General features: G+C 58.7%; 16 protein-coding genes. 9 read left to right on the top strand and 7 right to left on the bottom strand.

Annotated features, from left to right (window positions below; genetic code table 11):
* Positions 1-13 precede the first annotated feature (13 nt).
* The 6 genes from AAIE03_RS09365 to AAIE03_RS09340 all read right to left on the bottom strand — a co-directional run bounded on the left by AAIE03_RS09365 (position 14) and on the right by AAIE03_RS09340 (position 6,545).
* Positions 14-790, bottom strand: coding sequence for a PP2C family protein-serine/threonine phosphatase (locus tag AAIE03_RS09365; RefSeq protein WP_498562962.1), 777 nt, complete (start codon positions 788-790; stop codon positions 14-16).
* Positions 787-1,914: a type VI secretion system-associated FHA domain protein TagH gene (gene tagH, locus AAIE03_RS09360; protein WP_210449387.1), complete on the bottom strand. Its 1,128-nt coding sequence runs from the start codon at positions 1,912-1,914 to the stop codon at positions 787-789. The genes AAIE03_RS09365 and tagH overlap by 4 nt, the downstream gene beginning before the upstream one ends.
* 34 nt (positions 1,915-1,948) lie before the next feature.
* Positions 1,949-2,647 (bottom strand): type VI secretion system-associated protein TagF, encoded by a 699-nt coding sequence (gene tagF, locus AAIE03_RS09355; protein WP_014593563.1) that lies wholly within the window; start codon positions 2,645-2,647, stop codon positions 1,949-1,951.
* 13 nt (positions 2,648-2,660) lie between these two features.
* Positions 2,661-4,769 (bottom strand): type VI secretion system membrane subunit TssM, encoded by a 2,109-nt coding sequence (gene tssM, locus AAIE03_RS09350; protein WP_110015067.1) that lies wholly within the window; start codon positions 4,767-4,769, stop codon positions 2,661-2,663.
* On the bottom strand, positions 4,769-5,986 hold the full coding sequence (gene icmH / locus AAIE03_RS09345; RefSeq protein ID WP_014593565.1) for a type IVB secretion system protein IcmH/DotU: 1,218 nt from the start codon (positions 5,984-5,986) through the stop codon (positions 4,769-4,771). The genes tssM and icmH overlap by 1 nt, the downstream gene beginning before the upstream one ends.
* Before the next feature lie 70 nt (positions 5,987-6,056).
* A complete protein-coding gene (locus AAIE03_RS09340) occupies positions 6,057-6,545 on the bottom strand; it encodes an SH3 domain-containing protein (protein WP_015700446.1) in 489 nt (162 codons plus the stop codon).
* A gap of 487 nt (positions 6,546-7,032) precedes the next feature.
* Between AAIE03_RS09340 and AAIE03_RS09335 the strand changes: the two genes are divergently transcribed.
* The 7 genes from AAIE03_RS09335 to cobA all read left to right on the top strand — a co-directional run bounded on the left by AAIE03_RS09335 (position 7,033) and on the right by cobA (position 18,967).
* Positions 7,033-8,256, top strand: coding sequence for a nitrate regulatory protein (locus AAIE03_RS09335; protein WP_210456244.1), 1,224 nt, complete (start codon positions 7,033-7,035; stop codon positions 8,254-8,256).
* 257 nt (positions 8,257-8,513) lie between these two features.
* A complete protein-coding gene (locus AAIE03_RS09330) occupies positions 8,514-9,764 on the top strand; it encodes a CmpA/NrtA family ABC transporter substrate-binding protein (RefSeq protein ID WP_019105336.1) in 1,251 nt (416 codons plus the stop codon).
* Positions 9,765-9,775: 11 nt separating this feature from the next.
* On the top strand, positions 9,776-10,648 hold the full coding sequence (gene ntrB / locus AAIE03_RS09325; protein ID WP_014605988.1) for a nitrate ABC transporter permease: 873 nt from the start codon (positions 9,776-9,778) through the stop codon (positions 10,646-10,648).
* Between the two features lie 10 nt (positions 10,649-10,658).
* On the top strand, positions 10,659-11,447 hold the full coding sequence (locus AAIE03_RS09320) for an ABC transporter ATP-binding protein (RefSeq protein ID WP_498562961.1): 789 nt from the start codon (positions 10,659-10,661) through the stop codon (positions 11,445-11,447).
* Positions 11,448-11,457: 10 nt separating this feature from the next.
* Complete coding sequence (nirB, locus tag AAIE03_RS09315) at positions 11,458-15,531, top strand: nitrite reductase large subunit NirB (protein ID WP_498562960.1); 4,074 nt, start codon at positions 11,458-11,460, stop codon at positions 15,529-15,531.
* Positions 15,528-18,149: a nitrate reductase gene (locus AAIE03_RS09310; protein WP_105082507.1), complete on the top strand. Its 2,622-nt coding sequence runs from the start codon at positions 15,528-15,530 to the stop codon at positions 18,147-18,149. Before nirB ends, AAIE03_RS09310 begins: the two co-directional genes overlap by 4 nt.
* Positions 18,146-18,967 carry a uroporphyrinogen-III C-methyltransferase gene (gene cobA, locus AAIE03_RS09305; protein WP_228225238.1) on the top strand — a complete coding sequence of 274 codons (822 nt, stop codon included), beginning with the start codon at positions 18,146-18,148 and terminating at the stop codon, positions 18,965-18,967. The genes AAIE03_RS09310 and cobA overlap by 4 nt, the downstream gene beginning before the upstream one ends.
* Before the next feature lie 30 nt (positions 18,968-18,997).
* On the opposite strand, the gene AAIE03_RS09300 is transcribed toward cobA, so the two are convergent.
* Positions 18,998-19,810, bottom strand: coding sequence for a DeoR/GlpR family DNA-binding transcription regulator (locus AAIE03_RS09300; protein ID WP_013025547.1), 813 nt, complete (start codon positions 19,808-19,810; stop codon positions 18,998-19,000).
* Between the two features lie 342 nt (positions 19,811-20,152).
* Here AAIE03_RS09300 and AAIE03_RS09295 point away from each other — a divergent pair, with 342 nt between their 5' ends.
* Positions 20,153-20,947, top strand: coding sequence for a GolD/DthD family dehydrogenase (locus AAIE03_RS09295; RefSeq protein ID WP_014593573.1), 795 nt, complete (start codon positions 20,153-20,155; stop codon positions 20,945-20,947).
* 54 nt (positions 20,948-21,001) lie between these two features.
* Entirely contained in the window at positions 21,002-21,937 is a 936-nt protein-coding gene (locus AAIE03_RS09290) for a D-ribose ABC transporter substrate-binding protein (RefSeq protein WP_014593574.1), read from the top strand.
* Positions 21,938-21,960: the final 23 nt, after the last annotated feature.

Here is a 21,960-nt window from a genome sequence, read left to right as displayed (position 1 = left end):
AGAGTTCCTTTAATCAATAGCCTGAGGGCAGAAAACGTGCTGAGTCAGCCAGCGTGTAGAGCAGGGTGGCATCCTGCGGCTCACCGATCCACACCGCCAGGGCGCTGAGGTTGTCTTTCTTTACGTCGCGGCTCACCGCCTGCGCCATTAACGTCAGCCACTCATCACAGTCATTGACCATGCGCAGAGCCTGTTCCATTTCCGTGGTGGTCAGATTCAGCCAGAAATTGTCGCTACAGACTAAAAACGCATCCCCATCTTCCAGCAAAATTTCGTCAGCGAAGGTCACGGGATGAGCGGGTTCTATGCCGAGCGCATTATAGAGTAAATTACTGTTAATTCCGGTATTTTCATAGCCCGCATCGCTCAACTTTTGCGCCAGGCTGTGGTCGCGGGTCACCTCATTCAGCACCCCGTGACGAAAGTGATAAACCCTGCTGTCACCTGCGTGCGCCCACCATGCGCGCTGTCGGGTGCGGTCGATAAACAGGCCCGCAAGCGTGGTGCACATGGTGGAAAAATTCGGATTATTACCCTGGGCCATTTCAAGTATTGAACGGCACTTTTCCACCGCCTGATGCGTCACGACGGGGGTAACCTGCTCGCAATCCTGCAATTGTTCAATCAGCACATCGCATACCAGCTGTGCGGCCTGATCGCCGCCGGGCAGGCCAGCCACGCCATCACACACGACAAAGCAGGCTTTGCGCGCATCCAGTATCACACCGGTTCGATCCTGATTCTCATCGCGCAGCCCCTGCTGACAATGACTGGCAAAGGCAATATTCATGCGTCGTCCGTGCGCGTCTGGGAGTCTTTATACTGATTGACCTCCATGTCGTAGGCATGCAGGAAGGCTTCCCCAAATAGCGTATGAAAATCGTCTTCGATCTCGCCGGCGGTGCGCTGGTAGCGACGAGTAAAATAGTCCCACAGGGCGGCTTTCTTAAAGGACGAGAACGGGGTTTTGGATACGGCACCGTCAGCGCGCGCCTGCTCCTCCAGTCCCTGAGGATTAAACGACTGCAGCATCGCGGCGATAATCGCGCGGATCCCGGCAATCATGCCCAGCTGGTGCGCCTGCAGATCGACCAGCGCATCGCGCACGGCCTGCTCGGGCTGCATAAAACCCGGCATCTGGCTCTGGTACATCTGCATCAGAACCGTTTTGCCTGAAGGCAGGATTTTGAACGGATTATTTGCCTCGTTCAGGATCATCGTCATTTCGGCTTTCACGCCACGTTTCAGAATGGAACGTGATGACAGCAGGGCAACCGTCCCCTGCGAGAACAGGCTCAACATTCTGCCCGTTGTGCGCATTTGCTCTTCGCTGATAGCCGTATTATGGCCGTTATTAAGGCCCATGCCGTCGAGCAGGGCCGCCACCAGTTTGTCCTGCTCCACTCCAGCGGCGAAGGGTACGTGAAAAGTTTCGCTGGTCTGGGGATCAATGGCCAGCCTCGCGTCGCCGCGCCGTTCAGGCCGCTTCACGACAGCCTCTTCCACCACTTCCTCTACGTCGGCATGGTCGGGAATATCCAGCGGATTCGTTCGCGTCGCGGCGTCGGTAAAAAACGCCAGGGGATCGCTGTTTACGCCGTGAACTGCCGGATCGCGCACGTCGATGGCGTAGTCACCAATGCGCAGGGCGTCGCCGTGCTTCAGGCGCACCTGCACGCCGCGCTTCAGCGCCACACCGTTATGTTCAACAGGCGTGACGCTGCCCTGATTGGTCAGACGGCATTCGCCTTCGCCTGACAGGTGCACCAGCGCCTGCAGGCGGGAAATAGAACGGGCTTCATCCGGTAGCACCAGGTCGTTATCCTGGCTGCGGCCAATAGTGCCGCCCGGGGGATGAAAGGTGACGGTTTTCACCGGAACATCAGACGTGCATTGAACGATGGTAAATTGCATGAGTTATCCCGTCAGTGAGGACAGTAGCAACGCCTCACTCAAACATCGGTGGATAGAGGCCATTGCGACCCGGCTGTGCACCTGCCGCCGGATTAAACAGTAATGAGAACAGTTCGGGGGTGAGGTTGCCGCTATGCTTGTGCGTGGCATGAACGAAACCGTCACTGCGATTGCTCCACCAGTAACTAATATGTTGCTGAGGGTCGAAACGTTCAGCAACATCCTGCCAGCTCAGGGTGCAAGGTAAATCCTGGAAACCGATTACATCCATGATATCGGAGTGCTGCTGTACCGGGATCATCAGCGGCGTCATGGTCTGGATCGCCTGTTCCAGCTGTGCCGGACTCTGCTGCTGCGTCACGGCGTTCAACAGTGTCGCGCCCAGATCCCGATACCAGTCGCCCGAAATCGTTAACTGTGCCGGATGCCACTGGGCCAGGGGGAAACTCAGCAGCGCCAGCAGTGGCCAGGCACGGCCTACACGATCGCAGGAGGGCAGCAGGCAACCCATTTGCACCTGATTGCGTATTGGGGTGATCGGTAACACAAAATTCCAGACCGGGGCGCGCAGGAAGTCGGCGCTCACCGCATCATCCTGATGATGCCAGTGCACCAGACCTTGCTGAAACCAGTGGTTCCAGGGCGCAATCAGCTGCTCGGTTAACCGATGATGCAAAAAGTCCCCCGTGGAGGGTAATTTACCGTACCAGCCAGGGGCCAGAGAGACAGGCATGTTCACCTCGCTATTATGGGTTATGCGTCGTCAGGCGCTGAGCTTTGCGCGGCGCAGTGGCCAGCAGGGTACTGTCGCGACCCGCATTATTTAAGTTATCAGCCAGCTTGCGCATCATCAGCGCATTGTCGCGAGCATAGGGTGACGACTGAATTTGCTGATCGAGCAACTGACTCAGGTGCCAGTCCAGCTGCTGCAAATCCCGGGCGCTGACCTTCTCCGGTAACGAATGCTGCAGATTCTGCAGCAGCCAGGCGCGGAGGAATTCCCCATCATAATTTCTCGGCTGATACAGCATCTGATAAGCACGCAGCGCATTTCGGCTGTACTCGTTATCATCCCCCGGGTCATTACGCAGCAGGTTGGTGATCTGTTGCGCCACGCGGGGCAGCAATAAAGACTTAAGCGCATTTTGATAAAGCGCCCAGGCTGCATCGCTGACCTGGTTTCCACGATATAAACCGGCTCGCATAGTAAGCGGCGGATTATCGAGAGAAAACTGGTCGGACACGGGTAACTTCACCAGGTTATTCAGAAAGGGTAGCAGATCAAAAATATTATCAGCGGGCTGATGTATCACCTGCTGACTTTGTTGTGAGATAACCGGCAATCGCGCCGTAACCTGCTGCAGATAGTGTTGGTTCTGATAGTAACTCGTCAGCCATAAGCCGCTCATGATCACCAGCGCGCCGGCCAGCATGCCGTAGCCAATCCAGTGCAGCAGCTGATTGCGGTACTCCCAGCGACGGTTGCTGCCCGCCAGACCACTCTCCCTGAACACCAGATTGCTCAGCAGATCGCGAATAAAAAAGCTCTGGCCTTTATTTCCGGGAATCGGGCTGCTGCGGTTCACGCGGTCCCAGGCTGCAATCGAATGGGAACCGGCCTGGCGCAGTTGCAGTTTGCGGCTGAGCTCACCCATTACTCTGTCGAAAGGTAAGCCCTCCTGGGTGCCGCTGGTAAAGAACAGCCCGCGCGGATTCCAGGCGACGGTTTCAGCGCGGGGTGAAAACACAATGTCCAGGTATTCGCTGAGCAGCGGGCGCAGAGACGAGAACTCCTGAGGAAACAGGAAACACTCTGCCCGCTCATTGAGATCGCGCTCGTGGGTCATCTGATCGGCCAGCTGTAGCTGCAGCTTCTGCTCTAACTGGGTAAACTGCAGGTCAAAGTGCGGATGCCAGTCCTGCTTATTGGGCTTACCGGCATCCCAGGGAAAGGTGAATCCCCAGATGGCATCGCGTCGGGCTTTATCCAGCGAGCCGTGATAGCTCATAAAGCCTTTCAGCAGGTCGGTCTTGGTCACCATGATATACACGGGAAAGTGAATACCGGTGTGCTGATGCAGTTCGTTCAGGCGGTCGCGCAGGGCGTTAGCCTGCTCAAAACGCGCCTCGGCCGAGTCGCTCAGCAAATCTGCGACGCTGATGCTCATGATAACGCCATTGATCGGCTGTCGGGCACGATAGCGCTTCAGCAGATTAATAAAGCTCTGCCACTCGCTGGCATCACGGGCGCGTTGACTCTCCTGTAACGCATAACGTCCGGCTGTGTCGATCAATACCGCACTGTCGGTGAACCACCAGTCGCAGTTGCGTGTTCCGCCGACGCCGCGCACGGCCTCGTTACCAAAAGTATCGGTAAGGGGAAACTTCAGTCCGGCGTTCAGCAACGCGGTGGTTTTACCGGCACCCGGCGCGCCAATCATCAGGTACCAGGGAAGCTGGTAAAGATAATTCGCGTTGATGCGTGCCCACAGGCTGCCCTGACGCCGGCCAAAATGGGTGCGTTTCAGGCGCATGGCCGCTTCGCTAAAACGCTGACTCAGCAGGGCTTCCGTCGCCTGACGCTCGGCGGGATCGTCGCTTTCAACCACCTGCAGCCGATCCAGCAGACGACTGTTATACCAGGCACGGTAAACCGCAGGGATTAACTGAAGCACAATCCAAAGCAGATAAAGCGTGCTCACGGCGATTTCGCGGTGCAGGGCGGGTTCAAGCGGACGGGTTTCATTCCAGGTGATAAGCGGCCCCAGCATCCACAACAGGCAACTCAGTGCCGTTACACCGATAAAGCTCCACAGCAGTCGATGCGTTAAAAATAAGCGAAAAGAAGCGCGCATCAGTGTGTTCCTTGGTGAGTGCTCAGTGTTTCAGGTGCAGCGAACAGCGTAATTTCAACACGGCGGTTGCGGGTTCGGTTCTCGCTGCTGTCGTTCGGCAGCAGGGGATCGCTGTCACCGCGTCCTTCAGAGCGGATAACGTGGGTGTCAGCGAGCTGCACCTGCAGCAGTTGGCTGACGGAACGCGCCCGGGCAAAAGAAAATTCGTAGCTGGAGGCAAAGCGGCTGCCGTCCACGGGCTTGTCGTCGGTAAACACCGACACCAGAATCGTGCCCTTCACATCTTTCATCGCGCTGGAAACCCGCGCCAGGATGGCCCGTCCAACCGGGTTGATGACCGTTCCCTGCTCGGCAAACAGCTTGTCAGCAGGAATAATCACCTTGCTGCCAAACGCGCCATCACTGACCTCCAGCTGACCGGCGGCGATCACGTCATTGAGCCGCTGGCGTAAATCCAGCAGGGCCTGCGGCGAGGAAGGGCGGCGATTTACCGTGATTTGCGGCAGCGGCATGTTGTAGAGGCTGCGCAGCAGCGGTTCGGCAGCATTGCCCAGTCGCCAGTTCAGCCCGCTGTAAATCAGACAGCCGATAAGGGCGACGAGCATCGCACAGGCCCAGAGCGGCACCATCGGCCGCGCGAGCGTGCTGACCAGCGGATGCACCTGCACCAGCGGGGCGGAATCGGTACTTTGCTGAGCGCGCGTTTCATCAATCAGGGCCTTGAGTCGTGCCCGCAGGCTGTCGCACTGCGCCCGGCCTTTTTCACTGCCCCGATAACGACCTTCATAACCCAGTAACAGACAGTAATGGATGATTTCCAGCAGCCAGAGATGTTGCTGAGGGCTTTGCGAGATGCGAGACAGCAGCTGAAAGAATTTTTCACCGCCCCAGCTTTCATTGTGAAAGGTGACCAGCATGCCGTTACCGGACCAGACGCCGCGCGTGCCCCAGGGCGTTTGCGCGGCCGCCTCATCCAGCGCGCTGCAGACGCAGTAACGTGCGCCAATGATCATTTCAAACGGCAAACCCGCCTGCTTGCAGCGCTGTTCAAAGACGCGCACTTCATCAATCAGTGACTGACGTAAACCCGCAGGATCGTCGTGCGTGGCGGCCTGACGAATCTGCACCACCGCATTCAGCAGTGGCGCGGCCGCTTTAAGCAAAAGATTTTCGGTACCCGAGGTCGTGACCTCTCGCGGTGAGGATTCCACGCTCATTACTGTGTGTTCTTCCCGCGACAGATAGCGTTTCTGGCAACGTGACCAGCACGGCAGGTAGTTAATTTCATTAGTTCAGAATCCAGGTCGCCGTCGCGGTATTACGACAGGCTTTGCTGTCGCCTCCGACGTCAACGCACACTTGTTTAGTTTTTCGCGGACGCGGACGGTCATTGCGTAACGTGTCATCATAACGATGACTTTCTACGCCCGCCTTCAGCGGCACGTAACCGGTTAACATGCCATCCGGCTTATCAGCAATGGCCAGCCAGTGGTTCTCAACGCTGCCAAGAACCTCAAAAGACTTGCCCGCCTCCAGGTAACGAACAACCTTGCCGCCGTAATCGGGTTGGGTCATCACCGACGCCTTGTACAGGGCGCGCCAGGTTTGATTTATGGGCGTAAAGGTTGTTGGTGCCGCCACGGCATGACGGTGTACCAGTTTCACACCGTTCACATCACTGGTGACCAGGGTGTCATCATTCACCGCAGGCGGTGGCGTTTTACAGCCGGACAATAAAAGTCCCGCTAACAGGATAAACGCTAAATTTTTTTTCACCTTTTTCCTCACGATATTATCAATATACCTGCATGTTGTTTATCAGAACACGGCTGTTCACCTTCACTGGGGAGGAAGCGCAGTCGGGTAGGTAAGCCGTTAAGATAATGCGGTAAATGACATTTATCCTGTACAGCGCTCAGTCTACCTAAGACTTTTGAGAATTCAAACCATTGCACCCAATGATATAGCATGGTAAAGCGCGTTCATCACCTTCTTATCACACCGCGTTGTCGTGTCGGTTTCACCTTGTCGCGCACAGGGCAAAGCAGACATGCCGAGGCCAGCCAGACACGTCGGGCTGGATAGTGGCACAGTCAGATGACAGGCAAAAAAAAGCCTAAGCGCCAATAACAATTTAACAGCACGCATTGCCTGGACTGCGATCCTGGCGGTCATTGTTCAGGCACCCTCATCCTTATGGCCCTGCGATCGGAAGCGGCACGGCTTTTGCTTGACTCTTTTTTTGCATTCAGAGGGTTGAGCAATGGATGACGCACTGAGCTGGTTGCAGGCCTCACGGCAAAGCGATATTGCCAGTCTGGAGCGACTTCGGCAGACCGGTAAATTAATTACTACGGTCTGCGAGCTGGTTCATCAGCTGCAGCGCGAACGGGGGGCCAGCAACCTGTGGATCTGTTCGCAAGGGCGGCTGTATGGCGAGGAGCGCAGTGCAAGTGAGCAGGATGTCAGCCGGAGCCAGCTTGCGTTCAGCCGGGCATTACCCAGAGCGGAGGCTCAACCCGGATACAGCCGCTTTTGCAACCTGATCGCGACAGCGTTACAGGCACTGGCAGACTTGCCGGTTCTGCGCCAGAAGATCGCCCGTCAGGACGTCACACATGCGCAGGCGATGGCGGCGTTCAATGCGATTATTCGTAGCCTGCTTAATCTGGTGTTTGAAGCGGCCGACACCGCCAGCCATCCGGAAATTACCCGGGCACTTATCGCCCTGTTCAGCTTTATGCAGGGCAAAGAGCTGACGGGACAGGAGCGTGCCCAGGGCGCGGCCGGATTTGCGGCCGGGGAGTTTACGGCCGAACAGCGCAGCACGATGGTGGCGCTTATTGAGGCGCAGGAACAGAGCTTTAATACTTTTCAGCAGTTTGCCGATGAGGCCGTGCTGCTCAACTGGCAGCCGCTGGCGCAGCCCAGCCGGGAAATTGAGCGGCTGAGGCGCATCGCCTGTACCGACGGCAGGCGCGACGACAGCGGGGCGCTGCACTGGTTCTCGCTGCTATCTGAGCGCATCGATCAAATGAAGTCGCTGGAGGACCAACTGTCTGCTGTGCTGATGGCGCACTGCCGGGACGCTATCGCCCTGGCGCAGCATCAGGCTGGCGCGCCCCTGAGCGTGGCGCCGTCAGGCTGTGACTTCACGCTCTATGTGTCTGGCGCAGACTGGCTGGCTACCCGGCCCACCGCGCTTAACAGCGAAGGCCTCGCCCCACAGCTGGGGCGATCGTTACTGTCGTTGATTGGTGAGCAGTCTCAGCATCTGCAGCGCCAGGCCAATGAGCTGGCCGCCATGCGCGCCACGCTCGAAGAGCGCAAGCTGCTCGATCAGGCTAAAAACTGGCTGATGCAGCAGCATGGCCTGAGCGAAGAAAAGGCCTGGCAGACGCTGCGCAAAAGCGCGATGGATCAAAACAAACGGCTGCCGGAAATCGCCCAGGCGATCGTGACGGTCGCGGCCACAGTGAAGCGCTAACCCGAAAGGGTTAGCTGCACAACGCTTGTGCGTGACCTGCGTCACCAACGTGCAAAAACGATTAAAAATCCGCCACCTCTCGCCGCGCAGGGCAGACGTGACGGCAAATAATTCTGGCACGCGGTTTGCTTTACCTTAAAGAGTGTACGTATTTGCTTTGCCAACGGCGGTAGAGCGAGTGCTTTGGATAAAGGCGTCCGTCCCCTTGCGAGAGCAGTGGGGAGGACGCCTTTTTTTATTTCTTCAGGGTGGTAAAGATGAGCAAATCGCCAGTTTCACTCTCTCGTCGTCAACTGCTGTTATCCGGCGCCGCCGTCGGTGGACTCTGGCTGCTGCCGGGATTGCGCAACGCGGTATGGGCGGCAGGTTCCGACGCGCCAGAAAAACCGACCGTGCGCGTCGGCTTTATTCCACTGACCGACTGCGCGCCGGTGGTTATGGCCTCGGTAAAGGGGTTTGACAAGAAATACGGCCTGACGCTGCAGGCCAGCAAAGAAGCGAGTTGGGCGGCGGTACGCGATAAACTCACCTCGGGTGAACTGGATGCAGCACACGTACTTTACAGCCTGATCTATGGCCTTCAACTGGGCGTCGCCGGTCCTCAGCACGATATGGCGAACCTGATGACGTTAAACAACAACGGTCAGGCCATCTCACTGTCAAACCAGCTCAAGGCGCAGAAGGTGACCGATGGCGCCAGCCTGAAAAAGGCTATCGACAGCCAGGCGAAGGGCAGCATGACCTTCGCGCATACCTTTCCTACCAGCACCCATGCCATGTGGCTCTATTACTGGCTGGCTAACGCCGGTATCAACCCGTTTGAGGACGTGCGCACCGTCGTGGTTCCGCCACCGCAAATGGTGATGAATATGAAGATTGGTAACATGAGCGGCTTCTGCGTGGGAGAGCCGTGGAACCAGCGGGCGATCAGCGACAATATTGGTTTCACCGCCGCCACCAGCCAGCAGATTTGGCCGGATCATCCGGAAAAAATTCTGGGCACCCGCGCAGAGTGGGTCAAAGACAACCCGAATACGGCCCGCGCGCTCACGTCTGCGGTGCTGGAAGCCGCGCGCTGGATCGATGCGTCAGACGATAACCGACGTGAAACGGCGCAGGTACTGTCCGGACGCGCCTGGATCAACACCAAACCCGAGACGCTGGAAGGGCGCATGCTGGGCCAGTACGAAAACGGACTGGGTCAAAAATGGCAGGATCCCCATGCGATGCGTTTCTTTCACGACGGCAGCGTCAGCTTCCCTTATCTCTCCGATGGCATGTGGTTCCTGACCCAGCTTAAGCGTTGGGGCATGCTCACCAGCGATCCCGATTATCTGGCAGTCGCCAGGCAGATTAACCGTATTGATATCTACAAACAGGCTGCCAGCGCGGTCGGCAACGTCACGCTGCCCGGCAGCGACATGCGCAGCAGCACTTTACTGGACGGCAAAGTATGGGATGGCACCGATCCCGCCGCCTATGCCGCCAGCTTCGCGATCAAACGTTAAGAGAGGCCCTGATGAAAACCCAGACTCGTCCACTGGCGCAGCCGGTCAATACGCCCACTCAGGCAACGGTGGTTTCCCTCCAGGTTACGCCTAAAAAAGTGCGCCCGCCTGCGCGCCTGCGTCCGCTGCTACAGCGCTGTATTCCGGCGCTGTGCGGTGTCCTGCTCCTGCTTCTGGTATGGCAGATCGCGGCGCTGTACAGCCAGGGCTTTCCGGGGCCTTACGCGACCTGGGCGGCGGCGAAAGTCCTGTTTGCCGATCCGTTTTATAACAACGGCCCTAACGATCAGGGCATTGGCTGGAACGTCCTGGCCTCGCTGCAGCGCGTGGCCATCGGGTTCGGTCTGGCGGCGCTGGTGGGCATTCCCGCCGGTTTTCTGTTGGGGCGTTTCACCTTTGTGGCGCGCATGTTCAATCCCATTATCGCCTTGCTGCGTCCGGTCAGTCCGCTGGCCTGGTTACCTATCGGTCTGCTGCTGTTCCAGCGGGCGGAACCGGCCTCTAGCTGGACCATTTTTATCTGTTCGATCTGGCCGATGATCATCAACACCGCAGAAGGCGTACAGCGCATCCCGCAGGATTACCTCAACGTGGCGCGCGTGCTGCAGCTCTCTGAATGGACCATTATGCGCCGCATCCTGTTTCCCGCCGTGCTGCCTGCCGTCCTCACCGGGGTGCGCCTCTCGATTGGCATCGCCTGGCTGGTGATTGTCGCGGCGGAGATGCTGACGGGCGGTCTGGGCATTGGCTTCTGGATCTGGAACGAATGGAACAACCTGAACGTTGAAAACATCCTGATTGCCATTCTGCTGATTGGTGTAGTCGGCCTGCTGCTTGAGCAGGGACTGATGCTGCTGGCGCGTCGTTTTAGCTGGGATAAATAAGGGGAACATCATGCAACCTATCATTCGCGTACAACAGGTCAGCCAGCGCTTTACCACCTCGGGCGGAGACTTTCTGGCGCTGGACAACGTCAGTTTCGATATTCATCAGGGCGAAACCCTGAGTCTGATCGGTCACTCCGGCTGCGGTAAATCCACGCTGCTTAACCTGATTGCCGGCCTGACCCGACCCACCAGCGGCGTGCTGCTGTGCGATAACCGCGAGGTCACCGGTCCCGGCCCTGAGCGGGCGGTGGTGTTTCAAAACCACTCTCTGCTGCCGTGGCTGACGGCGTTTCAGAATGTCGAACTGGCGGTGCAGCAGGTTTTTAAAGGCAAGATGAACAAGGCGGAGATGCACGACTGGATCGAGCACAACCTCAACCGGGTGCAAATGAGTCATGCCCTGCACAAGCGTCCCGGCGAGATCTCTGGTGGGATGAAGCAGCGCGTCGGCATCGCCCGCGCCCTTGCAATGAAGCCGCGCGTTTTACTGCTCGACGAGCCGTTCGGCGCGCTGGATGCGTTAACCCGCGCGCACCTGCAGGACAGCGTGATGCGTATTCAGCAGGAGTTAAATACCACCATTGTGCTGATCACCCACGACGTGGATGAGGCCGTGCTGCTCTCTGATCGGGTCCTGATGATTACCAATGGTCCGGCCGCCCAGGTGGGGGACATACTTACCGTCGATTTACCCCGACCGCGTTCGCGCGTGGCGCTGGCTGAGGATGCGCGCTATCACCAGCTGCGCCAAAAAGTGCTGCATTTTCTCTACGAAAAACAGACCTCGGCGGCGTAAGGAAAACACCATGAGACAACGGCTGCTGGTGGTCGGTAACGGGATGGCGGGCATGCACACCGTGGAAACGCTGTTGCAGCTGGCGCCGGAGCGTTACGACATTACGGTCATTGGTCGTGAACCACACGGTAACTACAACCGCGTGCTGTTGTCGCCGCTGCTGGCTGGCGAAAAAACCGTGGAGCAAATCCAGATTCACGATCGTGACTGGTACGCGCGCCAGGGCATCACCTTGCTGGCCGGGGAAACGGCTGAGCAGATCGATGTGGCGGCGCGCACGTTGCGCACCTGCCAGCGCCTGCTGCGCTGGGATCGTCTGATTCTGGCGACCGGATCGCAACCGCGCATGCCGCAGGTGGCAGGCATCGATCTGCCGCACGTAACGGCTTTCCGCACGCTGGAGGATGTGGATTTACTGCTGGCCGGTAGCGGGCCGGTCGTGGTCGCCGGCGGCGGTTTTCTGGGCATTGAGGCCGCGGCAGCCCTTCAGGCGCAAGGGCGCGATGTCACGCTGGTACATCGTCAGTCGCGCTTACTGGACCGGCAACTGGACGCCATGGCAGGGGAATTACTGCTTGCCCAGCTCAGCGCACGCGGTATCCGCTGTGAACTGAATTGCAGCGTCGCAGAAATCGGCCCGCAGTCACTGACTCTCAACGATGGCCGACAGCTGGCGGCGGCGCAGGTCGTTATCGCAACGGGCGTGCAGCCAGACATCGCCCTGGCCCAGGCCTCAGGCATTCCCTGTCAGCGCGGCGTTCTGGTGGATCGGCAGTTACGCACCGCCCATGCCGGGATTTATGCGGTCGGCGAATGCTGTGCTATCAGCGGAGAAACCTTTGGCCTGGTTGCGCCTTGCCTGGCGCAGGCGGCGGTGCTGGCCGCCCAGCTGGCGGGATGTTCTCAGGCTGATTTCTACAGTGAAGCCACCGGCACGCGTCTTAAGGTGAGCGGGATCGCGCTGTTCAGCGCGGGTGATATCCGTGAAGCCCCTTCCGTCACCAGTTTCGATCCGCTTTCCGGTCACTATCGACGTCTTTTTCTCAAACAAGGACGGCTCAACGGTGTGCTGCTGTATGGCGACTGCCAGCAGGGTGCCGAGTTGCTGAACCAACTGCATAACGCCAGGCAGGTTTCTGTCAATACGCTGTTTGGCCTTGATGAACCTGAAACGCAGCCGCAGGCTGCAGGAAACCCCGTGATGAATCACTCTAAACCTGTATTAGCCGTCGTGGGTCACGGCATGGTCAGCCACCATTTTCTGGAACAGCTGGTAGCGCGTGATCTGCATCAGCAGTATCACGTCGTGGTGTACGGCGAAGAGCGCCATCCGGCCTACGATCGCGTGCACCTGTCTGAGTACTTCACCGGCAAAGAGGCCGCGCAGCTCTCGCTGGTTGGCGAGGACTTTTTTGCCCAACACGGCATTGAACTGCGCAGCGGCTGTCGGGTGGAGGCGATCGATCGTCAGCAGCGTAGCCTGCACGACAGCGACGGCAAAGCACTGTGCTGGGATAAACTGGTGCTGGCGACCGGTTCGCGCGCGTTTGTGCCACCGGTGCCGGGACATGAGGGCGAACGCTGCTTTGTGTACCGCACGCTGGACGATCTGGATGCGATCGCCGCCTGTGCCGGTAAAAGCCAGCGCGGTGTGGTCATCGGCGGTGGCCTGTTGGGGCTGGAAGCCGCCAATGCGCTGAAGCAGTTGGGGTTGGAAACCCACGTCGTTGAGTTTGCGCCGCGCCTGATGGCCGTGCAACTGGACGAAGGCGGCGCGCTGATGCTGCGGCAGAAAATTGATTCACTGGGCGTGACGGTTCACACCTCCAGGCAGACTGAACAGATTGCGACCCAGCCAGACGGAAGCCTGGTGCTGCACTTTGCCGATGGTGGCGAACTGGCCACCGATCTGGTGCTGTTCTCTGCGGGCATCCGGCCGCGTGACGAGCTGGCCCGCACCGCCGATATCAGCGTTGGCCCACGCGGCGGCATTACGATCAATGACGTCTGCCAGACCAGCGATGACGATATCTACGCTATCGGCGAATGTGCCCTGTGGAACGGACAAATTTTTGGCCTGGTGGCGCCGGGCTATCAGATGGCGCGCGTGCTGGCCGGGCATCTGGCCGCCGAGCCAGCCCGGTTCAGTGGGGCCGATATGAGCACCAAACTGAAGCTGCTGGGCGTGGAAGTGGCCTCTTTTGGTGATGCGCACGCGAAAACGGCAGGCAGCCTGAGCTACTACTGGGCCGATGGTCCGAAAGGCATTTATAAGAAAATTGTGGTCAGCGCTGACGGTAAGCGGTTGCTGGGCGGCGTGCTGGTCGGTGACAGCAGCGACTATGCCACGCTGCTGCAGATGATGTTAAACGCGACGCCGCTGCCCGAGGCGCCGGAAGGGCTGATTCTGCCTGCGCTGCAGGGTGCGCCAGCCAAAGGTCTGGGCGTTGCCATGCTGCCCGACAGCGCTCAGATCTGCTCCTGCCACAACGTCAGCAAAGGCGATATCTGCCAGGCGGTGCAGAGTGGCTGTGGCGATATGGCCAGCATTAAAAGCTGCACCAAAGCCGCGACGGGCTGTGGCGGCTGCTCGGCACTGGTAAAACAGGTGATGGAGTTCCAGCTGGAAAACCTTGGCGTTGAGGTAAAAAAAGATATCTGCGAACATTTTGCCTATTCACGCCAGGCGCTTTATCACCTGATCCGCATCCATGAAATCAAAACCTTCGATGACCTGCTGGCGCGCCACGGGCGTGGCTGCGGCTGCGAGATTTGTAAACCGCTGGTCGGTTCTCTGCTGGCCTCGTGCTGGAATGACTATTTGCTGAAACCGGCCCATCTGCCGCTTCAGGATACCAACGATCGCTACTTTGCCAATATCCAGAAAGACGGCACCTATTCCGTCGTGCCGCGCGTGCCGGGCGGGGAGATCACGCCGCAGGGGCTGATCGCCATTGGCGAAGTGGCAGCACGTTACGATCTCTACACCAAGATTACCGGCGGTCAGCGCATCGACCTGTTTGGCGCACGGCTGGATCAACTGCCTGAGATCTGGGAAACCCTGCTGGCAGCAGGCTTTGAAACCGGCCATGCCTACGGGAAGTCGCTGCGTACGGTGAAATCCTGTGTGGGCTCGACCTGGTGTCGCTACGGCGTACAGGATTCCACCGCCTTCGCCATCGATCTGGAGAATCGCTACAAAGGCCTGCGCGCGCCGCACAAAATCAAAATGGCCGTCTCGGGTTGTACCCGCGAATGTGCGGAAGCGCAGAGCAAAGATATTGGGGTGATCGCCACAGAAAAGGGCTGGAACCTGTACGTGTGCGGCAATGGCGGCATGAAACCGCGCCATGCCGAGCTGTTTGCCAGCGATCTGGATGATGAAACCCTGATCCGCTATGTCGATCGCATTCTGATGTTCTACGTGCGCACGGCGGAGCGCTTACAGCGCACCAGCGTCTGGATGGATAACATGGAAGGCGGCCTGGATTACCTGCGCGACGTCGTGATCAATGACAGCCTCGGTATTGCCGCAGTGCTGGAGCAGGAAATGCAGCAGGTTGTGGAAACGTATCAGTGTGAATGGCAGACCACGCTGGCAGAGCCATCGCGCCGGGCGCTGTTTACCGCCACCGTGAACAGCGATCAGCCGGATGAAACGCTGCACTATGCGCGCGTACGCGGTCAGCGTCAGCCGCACGCCGCCAGCAGTATTCCGCTGATGCACCTGCCCGCCGAAACCTGGAGCGAAGTCTGTTCGCTGGATGCCATTCCGGCCGAAGCGGGGATCGGTGCGCGCCTCGGCAGCGTGCGCATTGCGCTGTTCCGTTTCGGCGACGACTGTTATGCACTGGAAGATCGCGAGCCGGGCAGCGACGCCAGCGTGCTGTCGCGGGGCATTCTCGGCGATGTGGCCGGTGAACCCGTCGTTATTTCACCGCTCTACAAACAGCGCGTGCGCCTGCGCGATGGCCAAAGTCTGGATGATCCGCAGTATCAGCTGCGCTGCTGGCCGGTGAAGCTGGAGGATGGCCAGGTCTGGGTCGCTAACCGTCCGCTTAACCTGATGGCGCAGGCATCATGAAAACGACCTGTGCCTATTGCGGCGTGGGCTGTGGCGTCGAGGTGACCCTGCAACACAGCGAATCTGCACAGGTGAGTGGCGATCCGCTGCATCCGGCCAACGGCGGGCGACTGTGCGTTAAAGGGGCCGCGCTGGGGGAAACACTGACCCGGACGGGACGCCTGCTGCATCCCTGTATTCATCAACAGCAGGTCAGCATGGCGGCGGCGCTGGATGCCGCCGCTGACGGGCTCCGGAAGATTATCGCAGAGCACGGCCCTGAGGCCGTGGCCTTTTATGGCTCAGGCCAGTTGCTCACGGAAGATTACTACGTGGCCAACAAGCTGATGAAAGGCTTTCTTGGCGTCGCCAATATCGATACCAACTCGCGCCTCTGCATGGCTTCAGCGGTGGTGGGCTATAAGCGGGCGCTCGGGGCGGATGCGGTACCCTGCTGTTATGAGGATCTGGAGCAGGCGGATCTGATTGTGATGGTCGGCTCCAACGCGGCCTGGGCCCATCCGGTCATCTTTCAGCGACTCAGACAGGCGAAACAGCAGCGGCCGGAGATGCAGGTGGTGGTGATCGATCCGCGCCGCACCGCCAGCTGTGATATCGCCGATCTCCACCTGGCGGTGCGGCCGGGCAGCGATCCGGCTCTGTTTTCAGGCCTGCTGCACTGGCTGGCCCAGAATCAGGGCATTGAGGCGACAATGCTGCCGCACCTGGACGGCGTTGAAGCCACCCTGCAGGCAGCCAGCCAGTGGGGCATAGCTGAAGTTGCGGAACACTGCGATCTCAGCGATGCGCAGGTGGTGGCCTTTTATCAGCTGTTTGCCCAGCGTGATCGGGTCCTGACCTTGTGGTGCATGGGCATCAACCAGTCACAAAGCGGCAGTGACAATAACAATGCGATAATTAATGCGCATCTTCTCAGCGGAAAAATAGGCCGTCCCGGCTGTGGGCCGTTTTCACTCACCGGCCAGCCCAATGCCATGGGCGGACGTGAAGTGGGCGGCTTAGCCAACCAGCTGGCGGCACACATGAGTTTTAACGAAGCGGACTGCGATCGTTTACAGCGTTTCTGGCACAGCCCGACCATTGCCCGCCAGCCCGGACTGACCGCCGTGGCGCTGTTTGACGCCATCGATCGGGGAGAGGTTAAAGCCGTCTGGATCATGGGCACCAATCCGGCTGTGTCAATGCCGGAAGGCAATCGCGTGGCCCGGGCGCTGGCCAACTGTCCGCTGGTGATCGTCTCCGACGTGCTGGCGCACACGGATACCACAGCCTTTGCCCATATTCTGCTCCCCGCCCAGGGCTGGGGCGAAAAAAACGGCACCGTGACCAATTCTGAACGCCGTATTTCCCGTCAGCGTGCGTTTGTTGCGCCCGCCGGGGAAGCCAAACCCGACTGGTGGCTGCTGGCGCAGGTGGCGCAGCGGCTGGGGTTCGGTCAGGCATTTAACTGGACCCATCCGGCGGCGATCTTCCGCGAGCATGCGGCGCTGTCCGGCTTTGAGAACGCGGGCGAACGCGCTTTTGATATCAGCGGCCTGGCACAGCTCAGCGATGCCGAGTGGGATGCGCTGACGCCTGTTCAGTGGCCCGTCAATGCCCGTCACCCACAAGGCTGTGCCCGGCTGTTCAGCGACCGGCGTTTTTATCATCCCGATGGCAAGGCACGGCTGCTGCCACCGGCCACGCCGCCGCCTTTAGAGCGCAGTGCTCGTTATCCCTTATTGATGAACAGCGGGCGCGTACGCGATCAGTGGCACACCATGACGCGCACCGGCCTGGTGCCTCGCCTGATGCAGCACTGTGACGAACCTTTTGCCGCCTTGCATCCGGAAGAGGCGCGCCGTTATGGCCTGTTTGCCGGCGCGCTGGCGCGCGTGCAGTCTGAATGGGGATGGATGGTGGTGCGCGTGACGCTGGACAGCGGTCTGCGGCGCGGGGAGCTGTTTGTGCCGATGCACTGGAACCGCCAGTTCAGCCTGCAGGGTAACGTCGGGGGTTTAGTGGCCGCGACCCGCTGCCCGGTTTCGGCTCAGCCCGCCTTTAAACAGACAGCGGTGCGAATTCAGTTATTACAACCCCGCTGGCAGGGCTGGCTCTGGCAGAGAAACAGTGCGCCACCGGCCGGGCTGCGTTACTGGGCGCGCACCCCGCATGAAGGCGCGCATCGCTTTGCGCTGGCCGGAGAGGACCAGCCGCAGCGCTGGCTGGCGTCTCAGTTCAGCGTTGAAGGGTTGCAACTGCAAACCGCCAGCGATGGCGGCCACAGCTATCGACTCCTGGCATGGCGCGACGGTGAACTGCAGCTGGCCTTTTATGCTGACCAGCGCTTACCTGAAATCCAGCACGACAGGGTCGCTCAGGCCTTTCGTCAGGCACCGGCGGACGCCGCTGAACGCCACGCGCTGCTGGCAGGCCAGGCGGCGCAGGCCCCTGCGACCGGACGCATTATCTGTAGCTGCTATGGCGTGGGCGAACAAACGATTCTTGATGCTATTCGTCAGGGCTGCCACAGCACCCAGGCACTGGGCAAAGCGCTCAAATGTGGCACCAACTGTGGCTCCTGCCTGCCGGAGCTAAAACACCTTCTGCTTTCCGTCTCTGTCCCGGAGGAATTATGACGCTGGCTATTCACACCTTAGATAAACTGCTGGCGCCCGAAAACGCGTCCCTCCCCGGCCGCGTCTGGTTAGTGGGCGCCGGGCCGGGCGATGTCGACCTGCTGACGGTAAAAGCGCTGCGTTTACTGCACGGCGCTGAAGTGGTGGTTTACGATCGCCTGGTGAGTGAGGCGGTCATGGCGGAAGTGCCGGACAGCGCGCTCTGCATCGACGTGGGTAAACGGCCCGGTCACCACGGCCTGAAACAGGCGCAGATCAATCAACTGCTGGTGGATCTGGCGCTCAGCGGGCGCAACGTCGTGCGCCTGAAAGGCGGCGATCCCTTTATCTTTGGTCGCGGTGGCGAAGAGATGGTGAGCCTGCAGCAGGCTGACATTGTCTGTGAGGTCGTGCCCGGCATTACGGCTGCCGTCGGCTGTGCCGCCGCAAGCGGGATTCCGCTGACGCACCGGGATTGCGCCCAGTCCCTGCGCTTTATTACCGGACACGGGCGCAGCGGTGAGCCTCAGTTGGATGCCGCCGCGCTGGCAGCCAGTAATCAGACGCTGGTGTTTTACATGGGGCTGAGCTGGAGCAGCGTCATTAGCAGCCGTCTGCGTGAGTATGGCCGCAGGGAGGATACGCCGGTCGCCATTATCGAAAACGGCACGCGCCAGGATCAGCGGGTGTTAGTGACCACGCTGGCAGGGCTGCCAGAGACGATCGCGCAGCATAAACCGGTGTCGCCGTCGTTGTTGATCGTCGGAGACGTGGTTCGCTACTATCGAGCCGACCTGCTTGTCAGGCTGGGCGCAGAGGCGGCCATTTGCCAGGCGTGATAATCAGGTTGCCAAGGCCACGCGTTAACATCAGGGGGCGCGGCGAGCGGGTAAGGGCGCAACCAGCACCTTAACGCCCAATGCCTCAAACGCGGAGATATGCGCCTGGCTGATCCCGCTGTCGGTAATCAGGTAGTGGATGTGGCTCCAGTCGCAGGGCAGCGCAAACATCGAGACCTTATCAATCTTGCTGGAGTCGGCCACGACGTAGACGGTGCTGGCGGATTTGATCATCGCCATTTTTACTTTGATGTCGGTTTCGCTGGGAAAGCTCAGGCCGAGCCGTGGCGAGATACAGGCGGTGGCGAGAAACAGTTTTTCTGACAGCACGTTTTCAAAGAAGCTGGCGGCCTTGTCTCCGGACGTTGAAAGCGTCGGAAATTTAAAGGTCCCGCCCGTCAGCAGCACATTGATCCCGGGCTCGCCGCCCAACTTCAGGGCGATATTCACGGCGGTGGTCACTACCGATAAACGCCGGATGTGGCTGATGGCATCCGCGATAGCCGTGGTGGTGGTGCCAGAATCGAAAATCACCGTATCACCGTTTTCGATATGCTGGGCAGCCAGGCGCCCAATCGCGTCTTTTTCTTCCATGTGGGTCTGACGTTCCAGCTGCAGCAGGCCGGTATTCTGTTTGCCGGTCATCAGGGTCGCGCCGCCGTGGTAGCGCTGCACGAAACCCTGTTTTTGCAACATCCGCAGGTCGGTTCGCAGCGTGGCCTCGGTCAGCCCGAACGTTTTCGTCAGCGCTTTCACCGTCACCGTCCCGTCCTCCCGAATCATCTCCAGGATCTTGTCACGACGCTGCTGCATTTCAGCTAGCTGCTCAGTCTTGCTTTTCAATCGAAACGCTCCCTCTTTTAATCGCATCGGGCTTATAGCGATAACGCGTTGTCGCAGAGTTTAACCCGCAGATTTCGCCTTTGCGAGTCAACATGAAAAGATGTTTATTTTCGTTCGAAAGTCAAAATGCGCCATGCTTTATTCCTTTCGCCTTCGCGACAGCAGCACAATCCATATTACTCAGGCAGTTTGCAACCGGGATCACGCGCTTTGAAGCGAATCACGCCGCCAGGCACGCAGTGTTGTGAAATTTGATCTTAGCCACATTAACTATCAATTCGATAGCTTATATTTTTGTTCGAAAATGAATGCGGCAAATAAAATACCAGAGAGGACAGTCGGATGAGCGGTGAATATGACGTTAACCTGCGCTATGGCGTAGACACCACAACGAATCTGAGCGGCAAAGTGGCCGTGGTGACGGGCGGGCTGGGCGGTATTGCCATGGCCAGTAATCAGATGCTGCTGGAGAAAGGGGCGAGCCTGGCGCTGCTTTATCCGCCCTTTGAAGCGGATAAGGTCGACAGTGCGCGCGCAGCCCTGGCCGGACAGGTGCAGTTTATTTGCTGCGACGTGACCGATCCTGCCGACGTTGAGCAGGCGTTCGACGCCATTGTTGATCACTACGGTCATATCGACATTCTGGTGAACTGTGCCGGCTACGTGATGCTTCAGCCCGTTCTGGAAACCGATTTTGCCGAGTGGCAAAAGCAGATCGCCGTGAACCTGACCGGGCCTTTTCTGTGCTCACAGGCTGCGGGCAAGCAGATGGTCAAGGCGGGCAACGGCGGCAAGATCATCAATATCGCCTCTCAGGCGGCGTCCATCGCCATCGACAACCACGTTGCTTATACCTCCGCCAAAGCCGGGTTACTGGGCATGACCAAAGTGATGGCGAAAGAGTTTGCTCCGCACCGCATTAACGTGAATACCCTGTCGCCCACTGTGGTGCTGACCCCGATGGGGGAAAAAGCCTGGCGCGGTGAGAAGGGCACCGAAATGAAAAAACTGATCCCGTTAGGCCGCTTTGCCTACACCGACGAGATCGCCGCCGCCGTGCTGTTTTTTGCCAGCAACGGCAGCGACATGATTACCGGGGCCGACCTGATGATCGACGGTGGCTTTACCATCTGGTAAGGCCACCGCCAGGCTTCGTTTTCCTCTGCCAACACCCTAATAGCGAGACACACCATGAAAAAAACGACGTTGCTCTGCACCACGCTTGCGGCCTGTTTGTTTTCTCACACCGCGCTGGCGGTTGAGAAAGGCACCATTATGATTTTGGTTAACTCACTGGATAACCCTTATTACGCCTCGGAGGCCAAGGGCGCCAACGTGAAAGCTCAGGCGCTGGGCTACAAAACCTCGGTGCTCTCTCACGGTGAAGACGTTAAGAAGCAGAACGAGCTGATTGATGCGGCTATCGGCAAAAAAGTGCAGGGCATTATCCTGGACAACGCGGATTCCACGGCCAGCGTGGCGGCCATCCAAAAAGCCAAACAGGCCGGTATTCCGGTGGTGCTGATCAACCGTGAAATTCCGGTAGATGACGTGGCGCTGGAACAGATTACCCACAATAACTTCCAGGCGGGCTCTGATGTGGCCAACGTGTTTGTTGAGAAAATGGGAGAGAAAGGGAAATACGCCGAGCTGACCTGCAACCTCGCCGACAATAACTGCGTCACCCGTTCGAAATCCTTCCATCAGGTGCTGGAACAGTATCCGGATATGCAAAGCGTCGCGCGTCAGGATGCCAAAGGCACGTTGATCGACGGCAAGCGCATCATGGACAGTATTCTGCAGGCTCACCCGGATGTAAAAGGCGTTATCTGTGGTAACGGCCCGGTGGCGTTAGGCGCCATTGCCGCCCTGAAAGCAGCCGGACGCAATGATGTCGTGGTCGTCGGCATTGATGGCAGTAACGATGAACGCGATGCGGTGCAGGCCGGAACGTTAAAAGCCACCGTGATGCTCCAGGCGCAGGCCATTGCCGCTCAGGGCGTAACCGATCTTGATAATTACATTCAGAAAGGCGTGAAGCCTGAGAAGCAGCGCGTGATGTTTCGCGGCATTTTGATCACACCGGACAATGCAAAAAACGTACAGGACTTTAACTACAAGTCGTAATCCATTGTTGTCGCGCCCGTACT

Source organism: Pantoea sp. Ae19-2 (assembly GCF_059801205.1).
Note: the sequence above shows the minus strand (reverse complement) of the source record. Positions and strands in the feature narration are given on the sequence as shown.